Source organism: Cupriavidus sp. 2TAF22, from assembly GCF_052115045.1.
In the GTDB taxonomy this organism is placed as follows: domain Bacteria; phylum Pseudomonadota; class Gammaproteobacteria; order Burkholderiales; family Burkholderiaceae; genus Cupriavidus.
Genome location: NZ_JBFRFX010000009.1, coordinates 97,902 through 110,310, shown reverse-complemented (window position 1 = coordinate 110,310; position 12,409 = coordinate 97,902). Strand labels below are relative to the sequence as shown.

Below are 12,409 nucleotides of genomic sequence, written 5' to 3'. Positions count from 1 at the left end.
GCGTTGCACGCAACAGAGACGGCAGCGGAGGGGGTGGCGGGGCGAAGACAGGCAGGCGCGTGTCCCCGCGCCTGCCCGCGCAGGACCGGCTACAGCGCGGCCTGCATCACGGTGGCGGGCGCGGGACCGGCCTCGCGCAGCGAAATCGCGTCCTGCAGCTCGGGCGGCATGCAGGCGCGCTCGACCTGCTCGAAGCCGAGCCGCGCGAAGTAGGCGGCCGCGGTGGTGGTCTGCAGCACCACTGACTGGGCACCGCGCGTGCGTGCCTCGGCCAGCATGGCGGCCACCAGCAGTTCGCCGAGCCCGGCCGAACGTGCGCGCTGGGCCACCGCCACGGAGCGAAGTACCGCGACGTGCCCATAGTTCTCCACGCCGGCGCAGCCAAGCAGGCCTGCGTTGTCGCGCACCACGAGGAAATTGCCGATATGACAGGCGACGCCCTCCAGCGGCAAGGCGCAAGCCCGCAGCAGATCTTCTACTTCCTCGCGGTCCTTTTCGGTTGCATTGTGCGGGCGCATCGTGCCCTCCTGTACTTCGGGCTGTTATCCCTATCTTAAGTTCAGACGGCTTCCATCGTGCCTAGGGAAACTTCTTAAGTAGATTCGCGTATCGCGTTCTCCGCACCTCTGCGTGGCGGATCGGCTGTTGCGAACTATCGCTGCCGACCCTCGATAGCGATGGCGTCGATGGCGTTGACGGTGTTGATGACGGGACGCTGGCCCGCGGGGCCGGGTGCGGTCCGGCTGGCCCGAAATCCGCTAACATTCCTTGCTGGCGGGATGTTTCGCGCGCGCCCGGCGCGCCGGTGCCTGCCACGGAACTTGTTCCGGTCCCCGGGAGCGACTTGCCATGGCGTCACCATCCCCTTCGCTGATGCGCGCGCGCAGCGCGGGCATCCTGAAGACCGACGAACTCGGCAAGCGGACGGCCCGCTCGCCCGACTACGCAGCGGAGTGCGTGGCGCTGCGCCGCCTGGCGCGCGCGCTGGTGTCGTCCGACCTGGCGCTGCTGCAATCGCTGGCCGATTCCGCGCTACAGCTTTGCGGCGCGGGCAGCGCCGGCATCTGCCTGCCGGAGCCCGGCAACGACGGCACGCCGGCATTGCGCTGGATCGCTACCGCGGGGCTCAGCGCCGCGCAGGTCGGCCATGTGGTGTCGTGCGACGCGAGCCCGTCCGGCGTGACGCTGGAACTGGGCAGCCCGCAATTGCTGGCCTATCCGCAACGGCATTTTTCCTGCTTGCCGGCCACCGTGCCGGAGGCGGTCGAAGAACTGGTCGTGCCGGTTCCCGGCGATGGCGGACCCTGGGGCACCATCTGGGTCGCGACGCACGAGCCGGGACGCTGGTTCGACGAGGAAGACTGCCGCCTGCTCGAGAGCCTGGCCAGCTTCGCCGGCGCGGTGCTCAACATGTCACGCAGCAAGGACGCAGCCATCGCCGAAGCGGCGCAGGCCAAGGCCGCGCGCGCGGCGCTGCAGTTGTCGGATACGCGCAAGGATGAATTCCTCGCCATGCTCGGGCACGAACTGCGCAACCCGATCGCCGCCATCGACAGCGCGATCAAGGTCAGCCGCCGGCTCGCGACGGCGCAGCAGTCCACCTCGGGCATGCTCGATATCGCCGAGCGCCAGATGCGCCAGCTCAAGCGGCTGACCGACGATCTGCTCGATGCCTCGCGCATCAAGCAGGGCAAGGTGCCGATCGTGCGCACCCACGCCAATATGCAGGACATCGTGGCGGATGCCCTGGCCGCGGTGGCGTCGGACATCGAATGGCACGGCAACGTGCTGACCACCTCGCTGCCCGACGCGCCGGTGACAGTGTATGCCGACGCGGCAAGGCTCACGCAGGTGTTGACCAACCTGCTGTCCAACGCGATCAAGTACACGCCGCGCGGCGGCACCATGGACCTGTCGCTGCAGGTCGAGCCGTCGCCGATGGGGGAAGCGGATGCGAACGACGAGGATGCCGGCCCGTACGACGTGCTGGTGATCACGGTCAAGGACAACGGCGTGGGTATCGATCCCGCCTTCCTGCCCAATGTGCTCGACATGTTCAGCCAGTATGCGGCCAATGCGCATGGGGGTGGCCTGGGCGTGGGGCTGGCTATCGTCAAGCGCATGGTGGAGTTGCACAACGGAACGGTCACGGTGCGCAGTGATGGCAGGGGTCTCGGTACCGAGGTGCAGGCGCGCCTGCCGGTGGTGTGCGCCGGACTGGCCGAGGTGGCCGCGCAGACCACCGGCAAGCTCGCCCCGATGCGCATCCTGCTGGTCGACGACAATGCCGAGGGCCTGCGCGCGCTCGGCATGTTGCTCGAACTCGACGGCCACGAAGTCAGGCTGGCCGTCAGCGGCGAGGACGCGCTGGAGATCGCCGCGGACTTCACGCCGGATGTCGCGCTGATCGACATTGGCCTGCCCGGCATCGACGGCTTCGAACTGGCCCGGCACCTGCGCCAGCTGCCGTCCTTCGCGGGCACCCGCCTGGTTGCGCTGAGCGGCTACGCGTCCACGGCCGACAGGGAACGCGGCGCGGCGGCCGGGTTCGACTTCCACCTGGCCAAGCCGCTGGCGCTGGAGGCCCTGGCGCAGGTCCTGGCGCGCAGCTGAGGCGTGCGTGCCGGATGCGGCCGGATGCGTGCTGGTGTGCGCGCAACGGCGGCATGTAGGAGGCCGTCTGGCCCGAATCAGCCATCGCCCTACGCCAGTGTCGTTGCGGCCACTCCATACTGGATGGAACGACAACACCACATGCTGCCGATGCTTGTTTTCCTCATGCTCACCCTGGCAGCGCTCGGGGTCATCGCCATCGTCATCTATCTGACGAAATAATCCAGCCAAGGCCCTGGGGTATTCCATCGATCGCGCAAAACCCGAGCAAAAACGCTTGCCCTGCCGCGCCCCGGCAGGCTAAGCTTCGGCCTGCATTGTATGCAAAAGATGAACACAAAATAAATCTGAAATCATTCAGGAGACAAGCGCGATGGATCTGGCGCAACAGTACATTCCCAATCTGCTCAATGGCCTCGAATGGTCCGGCTGCGCGCTGGCGATGAGCGGCTCCCTGCTGGTTGCCTTGCATAACAAGGCGTCGCGCTGGGGCTGGATCGCCTATCTCTGTTCCAACCTGGTATGGAGCGTATTCGCGCTGGTGACCGGCACCTATGGCCTGTTCGTCCAGCAGCTGGGCTTTACCGCGACCAGCATCTATGGCTTGTATCGCCACACGAAGTTTCATCGGGAGCAGGAACGCGCGCACACGCAGGCGCACCCGGCCTGAGTACTTGCTGCCGGGCAGTGCCGCGGAACGCGGCGCTGCTTCTCACCACAGCAGGCTGGCGATCGCGGGCGCCAGCGCCACCGGCATCACCAGGGCACCGAGACGCAGGAACTGCAGCGCGCCCACTTCGTGGCCCTCGCGCCGCAAGGCGGTCAGCCATAGCAAGGTGGCCAGCGAGCCGGTGACCGAGAGGTTGGGCCCCAGGTCGATGCCGATCAGCACGGCGCTGGTGAGATCGGTGGAGGCGTGTCCCGCCGCGAGCACGGACGAGGCAATGAGCCCGGCCGGCAAGTTGTTGACTACGTTCGATGCCAGCGCCACCACGGCGCCGGGCAGCCACAGCCCGGTCGTGGCCGCATGGCGGATGAGCGCCTGCATCTCCGATGCCAGCCGGCCGATGACGCCGGTCTGCTCGAGCCCCGCCACCAGCACGAACAGGCCCGCCACCATTGGCAGCACGCCCCACGAAATCTCGCGCAGCGCCGGCAGGCACAGGCCCGGCCGGCGCGCGCACACCAGCACCAGCGTGGCCAGGCCGGCCAGGAAGGTCGGCCAACCGAGTTCGGCGCCCAGCAGCGAGGCGGCCAGCAGTACCACACCCATCACCACGATCCCGGCGGCGGTGAGCCGGGCCTCGGGCGAAAGCGGCGGCACCGGCACGTCGGCCGCGATGCGCTCGTCGAGCGCGTGGCGCTGCGTCCAGTACAGGGCGGCGAAGGTGGCGGCGATCGCCAGCGCCGAAGGCAGCGCGAAGCGCGCCAGCCAGCCCAGCAACGTGGGCATGCGCTCGCCGAAGACGACCAGGTTGGCCGGGTTCGAGATCGGCAACACGAAGCTGGCGGCATTGGCGATAAAGGCGCAGATGTAGAGGTAGGGCAGCGGATGCCTGACCCTGGCGGCGCGTGTCGCGGCCAGCACGGCGGGCGTGAGCACCACCGCGGTGGCGTCGTTCGACATGAACACCGTGACCAGCGTGCCGATGCCATAGACCAGCACGAACAGGCGCCGCGCCGAACCCTTCGCCCGGCGCACCGCCACCGCCGCCAGGTGGTCGAACAGTCCGGTCTTGCGGGCCAGTTCGGCGGCCAGCATCATGCCGCCGAGAAACAGGTAGACGTCGTAGCCGCGCGCCACGGCGGCCAGCGCATCAGGCAGGGCCAGCAGCCCCGTCATGCACAGCAGCAGCGCGCCGGCCACGGCCCAGACGGCCTCGGGCAAGCGGAACGGCCGCGTGATGACGCCGACGGTGGCGGCCGCCGCAACCGCCCAGATCAGGAGGCCATTGTAGGGAGACAGGCTGGTCGGCAGCATCGTATGGGCGGCAGTTCGTGTCGTGGGTGTCGTGGCGCCGCGCCAGGGCGCGGCGGATTCGGCGGCGTCAGCTGCGGGTGCCCGCGGTGTTCAGGTACTCAGGCGCCCGGGTGCTCAGGCGCTCAGGTGCTCGACTGTGGCGCGCGGGGCACGATGGCCGATGGCGGTGCCACGGGCGCGGCAGTGCGCAGCGGGTCGGACGGCGCCGCGGGGCCAGCCGGGCCATCCTGTGCCGGGCTGGCGGCAGGCTCCTGCTCGGGCGCCGGCGCCGGGAAACCCAGCGAGGCGATACCGTGGCCGCCGTCGGCGTATTCCGGATAGATCCAGTCGTCGCCGCTGCGCACGAGGTTCGCGGGCGCGGCGAATTCCTCCTCGGGCTGGCCCGCGAGGCGGCCCTCCATGTACGCGGCCCAGATCGGCAGTGCCGTGGTCGCGCCGAATTCGTGGCGGCCCAGCGTGCGGTTGTCGTCGAAGCCCATCCAGGCCACGGTGACGATGCCCGATGCGTAGCCGGCGAACCAGCCGTCCACCGAGTCGTTGGTGGTGCCGGTCTTGCCGGCCACGTCCGCGCGCCGCAGGTAGTGCTGCAGCCCGGCCCCGGTGCCGCTGGTCACCACGCTGCGCAGCAGGTTGTTCATGACGTAGGCATTGCGCTCCGGAATCACGCGGCGCGGCTGCGGCTCGCTGGCCGCGGTGAACAGGACGTTGCCCTCGGCGTCGGCGATGCGCTCGATCAGGTAGGGCTCGGTGCGGTAGCCTTCGCTGGCGAACACGCCATATGCGGCGGCCAGCCGCAGCGGGGTGGTGGTGCCGGTGCCCAGCGCCATCGGCAGGTAGTGCGGCAGGCGTTGCTCGGCGAAGCCGAACTTGCCCGCGTAGTCCACCGCATAGGGAATGCCGATGGCCTGCAGCGTACGGATGGCAGGCAGGTTGCGCGACTCGGCCAGCGCCTGGCGCACGCTCACGGCGCCCAGGAAGCGGCCGTCGTCGTTGCCCGGCTGCCAGCGCGACGAGGCATCGAGCGGCGCGTCGTTGATCATCGTGTTGGAGGACAGGCCGCGTTCGAGCGCGGCGGAATAGATGAACGGCTTGAAGGTCGAGCCGGGTTGCCGCTCGGCCTGGGTGGCATGGTTGAAGCGGCTGGTGCCGAAGTCGGCGCCGCCGATCATGGCTTCGATGGCGCCGCTCTTGCTGTCCAGCGACACCAGCGCGGCCTGCGGCCCCGGCGCGGCGCCATGGCGCCGGCCGTACTGGTCGAGGCCGGCATGCACGGCCTCGTAGGCCAGGCTCTGCCGCACCGAGGATACCGTGGTGTAGACGTTCAGCCCGCGCGTGTAGGCATCTTCGCCGAAGCGCTCGTAGGCCAGCTGGCGCGCCAGCTCGGCGACATACTCGGCGTGGCCGTCGAAGTGGCCGTTGCGCCCGCCTGCCACCTGCAGCGTCTCCTTGCGGGCCGCCTGGTATTGCTCGTGCGTGATCATGCCCAGCGCCTGCATGCGTCCCAGCACGTATTGCTGGCGCAGCTTCGCGCGCTGGAAGTTCACCACCGGATTCATGGTCGAGGGCGCCTTGGGCAGGCCGGCCAGCATGGCCGATTCGGCCAGCGAGAGCGCATCCAGCGGCTTGCCGAAGTACGCCTGCGCGGCGCTGCCGAAGCCGTACGCGTGCTCGCCCAGGTAGACCTGGTTCATGTACAGCTCGAGGATGCGGTCCTTCGACAGCGAGTGGTCGATCTTCCAGGCCAGCAGGATTTCATACCACTTGCGCGAGAGCGTCTTCTCGCGCGACAGGTAGAAATTGCGCGCCACCTGCATGGTGATGGTGGAGGCGCCCTGCGCATAGCCCTCGCCGATATTGGCCAGGGCGGCACGGAAGATGCCGGGGATGTCCACGCCGGCGTGCTCGTAGAACTGGTCGTCCTCGGCCGCGAGCAGGGCATTGGACATCTGGCGCGGCATGCGTTCGAGCGGGACGAATTCCCGGTGCTCGTTGCCGAATTCGCCGATCAGGACGTTGTCGGCGGTGAAGATGCGCAGCGGCAGGTCCGGGCGGTAATCGCGCAGGGCGTCGACGGCGGGGAGTTGGCGCAGGCTCACGACAGCGGCGAACCCGACAAGCAGGATGGAGGCTGCAGCCAGCGCCAAAGTGGCGCTGGCTGCCTTTGCTACGACTCGTTTCATGCGCGCATTCTACCTTGGGGCCAGGGCCGCCACCGCCGACAGGCGATGCACAAGCTCGTCGGCGGGGGCCGCCGCGCCCATGCCGGCTGCTTGCGCCGGGGGTGGCGATGCCACCGGACGCATCTCCGGCGAGCCCACCTGCTGCGCGAATCCGGCCAGCGCGCGCCAGGTCTCGCGTCGCTCGATGATGGTGAAATGGTCGGTGCCCGGCACGGTTTCCTGCGCGACCGGCATGGGCCACGCTGCGATCAGGCGCTCCGAGCATTCATGCGGTACCACCTCGTCGGTCTCCGCCAGCAGCACCTTGGTGCTCTGCACCACCTTCTTGCAGTGCGAGATCGAATCGAAGTGATGGCGCATCAGTTGCCGCAGCGGCACCAGCGGGAAGCGCTTGCGCACGATTTCCAGCAGCGAATCGTAGGGCGTGATCAGTTGCAGGCTTTCGAAGTCCTGCAGGTCCGCCAGCTGGATGGCGATGCCGGTTCCGAGGCTGCGCCCGACCACGTGCACGCGCGTGCCCGGGAACACGCGGCGCACGTGCAGCAGGAACTGGCTCGCATCCGCCACCGCGGAAGCTTCCGACGGGGTGCCGTCCGAGTCGCCCACACCCCGGTAGTCCATGGTGGCAAAGCCTACCCCCGGTGGCAACCATTCCAGGTATTGCATGGTGAGCAGCACGTCCTCCCCGCGCCCGGGCAGGTAAAAGAGCAGGTCACGCACCGGCGGGGCATCGTCCTCGGGCAGCGCCGGCGAGCCGTCGGGCGCCGCCGGGGCGCCATAGACATAGCCGTGCAGCAGGCCGCCGGGCACCTCGTGCGCATAGGTGGTGATCCCGTCGGGCAGGTCGCGCGGCGGGCGGCGGCGGGCGTCGAACAGCAGTCTGTCCTGGTTCAGCGTGAGATAGGTCCAGTAGCAGGTAAAGCTGCCGGCCGTGAACAGGGCAACGGCGAGCGTCTTGCGGGAAAGGGATGACGGCATGCTTGATTCGCAAAAATGTCCGGCGCGGCCTGCGCGCAGCGGGGGAGCCCCGGGGGCATTTCCCGCGGCCACGGCATTCGACCGGGCCAGGCGGCTACAAGTTCTTGTACGATACGCTCCACATCAACGGCGGCCCGTGCGGCCGCGCACGGAGCCAAAGCAACATGAGCGAGCAAAACGATCCGGCCCTGGCCGGCCAGAGACGCGCGGAAGAAGCGCAGGCAATGGAGCGCGTGGTCAGCGCCAGCCGCCAGGTGCAGGTGGCCTTCACCTCGCTGCAAGGGCAGTTTGCGCCGCAGGGCTCGGGCAATCCGTCCAAGATGGCGCTGACGACCTTCGACGCGGCGCTGCAGGCACTCGAAGACGCCCAGGCGGCGTTCGACGAACTGCTGAACGATTTGCTCGACGGCAAGCGCTAGAAGCCGTCCGCCGCTCGGTTCGCCGCTCGGTGCGCCGCTCAGTTCGCAGGGTAGGCGGCCACCTCGATCAGGTTGCCATCCGGGTCCCGGCAATAGACCGAGGTCATCGGGCCAAGCGCGCCGGTGCGGGCAGCCGGCCCCGCCTCGATCGGCACGCGGTGCGCCAGCCAGTGCGCGATCACGCTCTCCAGCGAATTGCGCGTGATGAAGCAGAGGTCGTCGCTGCCTGGGGTGGGATGCACGCCGGTGAACCACGCCACGGTGTCGGTGCCGATCGGGCGCAGGTTGATTTTCTGCTGCCCGAAGCGCACCGAGACCCGCTTGCCGGTGCGCGAATCGAAATCCTCTCGCGTCATGCCCAGCACGCTTTCGTACCACGCGGCGCTGGTCTCGACGTCCTTCACATTGAGGACGATATGGTCGAAGCGGTCAATCACGATGCTCATCTTGCACCTTTCGGAAATGGAAATGCCGGAGGGGGTGACGCTGGTATGAAGGAAGGGGTGGGCCGGGAATGCATGTACTTTACACCCGACTTCGGACGTATGCCCGCGCGCCGCGCGCCCTGCTTGTGATAAGGTTTCGCGGCAAGGTCGCCATGCCGCCCCGACATCCGCGCATAGAGACGGCCTGACCCGGACCGACCGGGATCCATAACAGGAGACCAGCCGTCATGAGCAGCCCGCTTGCCCGCCACGCCGCGGCGTCGCCCGACGACCCGGAGCGCGGCTCCCTGATCGCCCGCGCGCACGCGCGTTCCGCCGCCTTCGGGCTCGAAGTCGCCCACGGGGCCGATTTCCACCCCTTGCCAAAGCACGCGCTGCACGAACTGGTCGACGCCAGCCAGGCGCTTTACCGGCATGCGCTGCCGGTGATGGAAACCCTGCACGCGCAGATCGCCGGCACCGAAAGCATGGTGCTGCTTACCGACAGTGGCGGCGTGATCCTGCACAGCCTGGGCGACGGCGATTTCGCCGACCAGGCCCGGCGCGTGGCGCTGGCGCCGGGCGTGTCGTGGGCGGAGTCCAGCAAGGGCACCAACGCGATCGGCACCACGCTGGCCGAGGCGCGCGCCACGGTGGTCCATGCCGATGAGCACTTCCTGCGTGCCAACCGTCTGCTGACCTGCTCGTGCGCCCCGATCGCCGGTCCGTTCGGCCAGGTCCTCGGCGCGCTCGATGTCAGCGGCGATCACCGCGGCTTTCACAAGCACACCCTGGCGCTGGTGCGCATGTCGGCGCAGATGATCGAGAACCACCTGTTCGCCACGCATTTCAGCGATGGCGTGCTGGTGCGCTTTCATGCGCGCCCGGAATTCGTCGGCACGCTGTTCGAAGGCATGGCCGCGTTTGCGCCCGACGGTACCTTTCTCGCCGCCAACCGCAGCGGCCTGTTCCAGCTGGGGCTTTCGCCCGACACGCTGGACCGCCAGGGTTTCGCCGACCTGTTCGGCATGCCGCTGGGCGCCGCGCTGAGGCAGGGCGGCGAGGCCAGCGACCAGTTGCTCACGCTCACGCTGCCGAGTCGCGTTCATGTGTTCGCGCGCACGACGCGGCTCATGCCCGCACGCCGTGCCGCTGCCGCCGCGGCGCCCGCCGCGCCGTGCAGCCAGGCCTCCGCGCTGGCCGCCCTCGACACCGGCGACGCCCGCATGGCAGCCGTGCTGCAGCGGGTGGACAAGGTGCGCGGGCGCGATATCCCGATCCTGGTGCTCGGCCGTACCGGCACCGGCAAGGAGTGGCTGGCGCGCGCCATCCATTGTGCCTCTGCGCGCGGCGACGCACCCTTCGTAGCGGTCAATTGCGCCTCGATCCCCGAGTCGCTGATCGAGGCCGAACTGTTCGGCTACGAAGACGGCGCTTTCACCGGCGCGCGGCGGCGCGGCAGTCCCGGCAAGCTGGTCCAGGCGCATGGCGGCACCCTGTTCCTCGACGAGATCGGCGACATGCCGCTGGCGCAGCAGGTGCGCCTGATGCGCGTGCTGCAGGAGCGTGCCGTGACGCCGCTCGGCGCCACGCGCGCGATTCCCGTGGACCTGCGCATCATCTGCGCCACCCACCGCGACCTGCGCGCGATGATCGCCGCCGGCACCTTCCGCGAAGACCTGTACTACCGCATCAACGCACTCGCCGTCACGCTGCCCGCCCTGCGCGAGCGTACCGACCTGCCGGCGCTGGTGGAGCGCATCCTGGCGCAGCAGCTCGCGCCGCCGGAGCAGGGCGGCGGCCCGCATGCGCTGCGCGTGTCTGCCGAAGTGCTGGAACGCTTCCAGCGGCATGCCTGGCCCGGCAACCTGCGCCAGATGGTCAATGTGCTGCGCACCGCGGCGATCATGGCCGAAGGCGAGGACGTGATCGGGGTGGCGCACCTGCCGGAGGATTTCTTCGACGAACTGGCTGCGCCCGGCCCTGCCCGTGAAGCCGCGCCATGCGCCGCGTCCGCGGCGGCGTGCGATTCACCCGAGCCCTTGCGGGATGTCGAGGCGGGCCTGATCCGCCAGGCGCTGGCGCGGCATGCGGGCAATGTCAGCCTGGCTGCGCGGGAACTGGGCGTTTCCAGGAATACCATCTACAGGCGATTGAAGAAGCGCGACTGAAGGCCGGAGGCCGACGCGCTTCCTGGCGCGGGCGCCAATGAAAAAGAGGCTGCCTTGCCGCGCCATGCGGGCGCAACGAAGCAGCCTTCTGTCCTTGCGTGTGCGCAGTCAGCGAGCGGCTTTCTCCAGTCGCGCCGCCTCCTCGTCGCTGAACAGCTCCGAGCGCGTCAGGAAGCGCAAGCCGGTCGGCCCCTCCAGCGAGAACATGCCGCCCGTGCCGGGCACCACGTCGATCACCAGTCGCGTGTGCTGCCAGTACTCGAATTGCGCGCGGGTCATGTAGAAGGGCATGCCGCCGATCTCGCCCAGGCAGACATCGGCATCGCCGATGATCAGCTCGCCGGCCGGATAGCACATCGGCGCGCTGCCGTCGCAGCAGCCGCCGGACTGGTGGAACATCAGCTCGCCATGCTGCCCGCGCAGGCGCTCGATCAGCGCCTGCGCGGCAGGCGTGGCGATCACGCGTTGCACGGCGCCGGCAGGAATGGTGGTGTCGGACATCGGGGGCGCTCCTTGCCTGGTCAGGCTGCGGAAAAGTCCATCACCACCCGGCCTTCGATGTCGCCGGAGCGCATGCGCGCGAAGATATCGTTGATCTGCTCCAGCGGCGCGGTGGAAACCGTGGCCTTGACCGCGCCGTGCGCGGCGAAGTCCAGCGATTCCTGCAGGTCGCTGCGGGTGCCGACGATGGAGCCGCGGATGGTGATGCCCCTGAGCACCACGTCGAAGATCGGCGTGGGGAAGTCGCCCGGCGGCAAGCCGTTGAGCGCGATGGTGCCGCCGCGCCGCACCATGCCGATGGCCTGGCCGAACGCCTTGGGCGAGACCGCCGTCACCAGTGCGCCGTGCGCGCCGCCGATTTCCTTCTGCAGGTAGGCCACCGGATCGGTGGTGCGCGCGTTGACGGTGACCTCGGCGCCGAGTTTGCGGGCCAGTTCGAGCTTCTTGTCGTCGATATCCACCGCCGCCACGCGCATGCCCATGGCGCGCGCATACTGCACGGCGACGTGGCCAAGGCCGCCGATGCCGGAGATCACCACCCACTGTCCCGGGCGCGTGTCGGTGACCTTGAGGCCCTTGTAGACCGTCACGCCCGCGCACAGGATCGGCGCGATCTCGACGAAGCCCACGCTGTCGGGCAGCAGGCCCACGTAGTTGGGATCGGCCACCACGTATTCGCCGTAGCCGCCGTTGACGGAGTAGCCGGTGTTCTGCTGCTTCTCGCACAGCGTCTCCCAGCCCTGCAGGCAATGCTCGCAATAGCCGCAGGCGCTGTAGAGCCAGGGCACGCCGACGCGGTCGCCTTCCTTCACGCGCGTCACGCCGGCGCCCACGGCGGAGACATAGCCCACGCCTTCGTGCCCCGGGATGAAGGGCAAGGTGGGTTTGACGGGCCAGTCGCCCTCGGCGGCGTGCAGGTCGGTGTGGCAGACCCCGGAGGCTTCGATCTTGACCTGGATCTGCCCGCGGCCGGGCTCCGGCACGGGGACCTCATCGATCGTGAGCGGGGCGCCGAATTCGCGTACCACGGCGGCTTTCATCATTGCTGTCATGTCGACTCCTGATGCTGATTCCGTTGACAGTTACGCCCGCCGCGCGCGGCCGGGCGTCAGTCCGATCATGCGCGTGCGCGCCGCGGTGC

Annotated in this window: 11 protein-coding genes; 4 read left to right on the top strand and 7 right to left on the bottom strand. The window is 68.9% G+C overall.

What is annotated here, in order from left to right; translation table 11 throughout:
* Positions 1 to 89: 89 nt before the first annotated feature.
* Positions 90 to 518, bottom strand: a complete 429-nt coding sequence (arsN2, locus tag AB4Z48_RS13230) for an arsenic resistance N-acetyltransferase ArsN2 (protein WP_441614526.1) — start codon at positions 516 to 518, stop codon at positions 90 to 92.
* Between the two features lie 331 nt (positions 519 to 849).
* On the opposite strand from arsN2, the gene AB4Z48_RS13225 reads away from it, so the two are divergent.
* The gene (locus tag AB4Z48_RS13225) at positions 850 to 2,613 is read left to right on the top strand and encodes an ATP-binding protein (RefSeq protein ID WP_441614524.1); all 1,764 of its coding nucleotides are present in this window, start codon (positions 850 to 852) and stop codon (positions 2,611 to 2,613) included.
* Between the two features lie 373 nt (positions 2,614 to 2,986).
* Entirely contained in the window at positions 2,987 to 3,283 is a 297-nt protein-coding gene (locus AB4Z48_RS13220) for a nicotinamide mononucleotide transporter (RefSeq protein WP_441614522.1), read from the top strand.
* Between the two features lie 42 nt (positions 3,284 to 3,325).
* Here AB4Z48_RS13220 and AB4Z48_RS13215 read toward each other — a convergent pair whose 3' ends face one another.
* The 3 genes from AB4Z48_RS13215 to AB4Z48_RS13205 form a co-directional block, all read right to left on the bottom strand.
* Positions 3,326 to 4,594 (bottom strand): arsenic transporter, encoded by a 1,269-nt coding sequence (locus tag AB4Z48_RS13215; RefSeq protein ID WP_441614520.1) that lies wholly within the window; start codon positions 4,592 to 4,594, stop codon positions 3,326 to 3,328.
* Between the two features lie 122 nt (positions 4,595 to 4,716).
* Positions 4,717 to 6,774 carry a PBP1A family penicillin-binding protein gene (locus tag AB4Z48_RS13210; protein ID WP_441614518.1) on the bottom strand — a complete coding sequence of 686 codons (2,058 nt, stop codon included), beginning with the start codon at positions 6,772 to 6,774 and terminating at the stop codon, positions 4,717 to 4,719.
* A 9-nt stretch (positions 6,775 to 6,783) separates the two neighbouring features.
* Positions 6,784 to 7,752 carry an alpha/beta hydrolase gene (locus AB4Z48_RS13205; protein WP_441614516.1) on the bottom strand — a complete coding sequence of 323 codons (969 nt, stop codon included), beginning with the start codon at positions 7,750 to 7,752 and terminating at the stop codon, positions 6,784 to 6,786.
* Between the two features lie 164 nt (positions 7,753 to 7,916).
* Between AB4Z48_RS13205 and AB4Z48_RS13200 the strand changes: the two genes are divergently transcribed.
* A complete protein-coding gene (locus AB4Z48_RS13200; RefSeq protein WP_441614514.1) occupies positions 7,917 to 8,171 on the top strand; it encodes a hypothetical protein in 255 nt (84 codons plus the stop codon).
* Between the two features lie 38 nt (positions 8,172 to 8,209).
* Here AB4Z48_RS13200 and AB4Z48_RS13195 read toward each other — a convergent pair whose 3' ends face one another.
* The gene (locus AB4Z48_RS13195) at positions 8,210 to 8,617 is read right to left on the bottom strand and encodes a VOC family protein (RefSeq protein WP_441614512.1); all 408 of its coding nucleotides are present in this window, start codon (positions 8,615 to 8,617) and stop codon (positions 8,210 to 8,212) included.
* A 227-nt stretch (positions 8,618 to 8,844) separates the two neighbouring features.
* Between AB4Z48_RS13195 and AB4Z48_RS13190 the strand changes: the two genes are divergently transcribed.
* On the top strand, positions 8,845 to 10,767 hold the full coding sequence (locus tag AB4Z48_RS13190; protein ID WP_441614510.1) for a sigma-54-dependent Fis family transcriptional regulator: 1,923 nt from the start codon (positions 8,845 to 8,847) through the stop codon (positions 10,765 to 10,767).
* Between the two features lie 108 nt (positions 10,768 to 10,875).
* On the opposite strand, the gene AB4Z48_RS13185 is transcribed toward AB4Z48_RS13190, so the two are convergent.
* Together AB4Z48_RS13185 and adhP are read right to left on the bottom strand one after the other, a co-directional pair.
* Entirely contained in the window at positions 10,876 to 11,268 is a 393-nt protein-coding gene (locus AB4Z48_RS13185; protein ID WP_441614508.1) for a DUF779 domain-containing protein, read from the bottom strand.
* A 20-nt stretch (positions 11,269 to 11,288) separates the two neighbouring features.
* Complete coding sequence (adhP, locus tag AB4Z48_RS13180; protein WP_441614506.1) at positions 11,289 to 12,320, bottom strand: alcohol dehydrogenase AdhP; 1,032 nt, start codon at positions 12,318 to 12,320, stop codon at positions 11,289 to 11,291.
* Between the last annotated feature and the right edge of the window lie 89 nt (positions 12,321 to 12,409).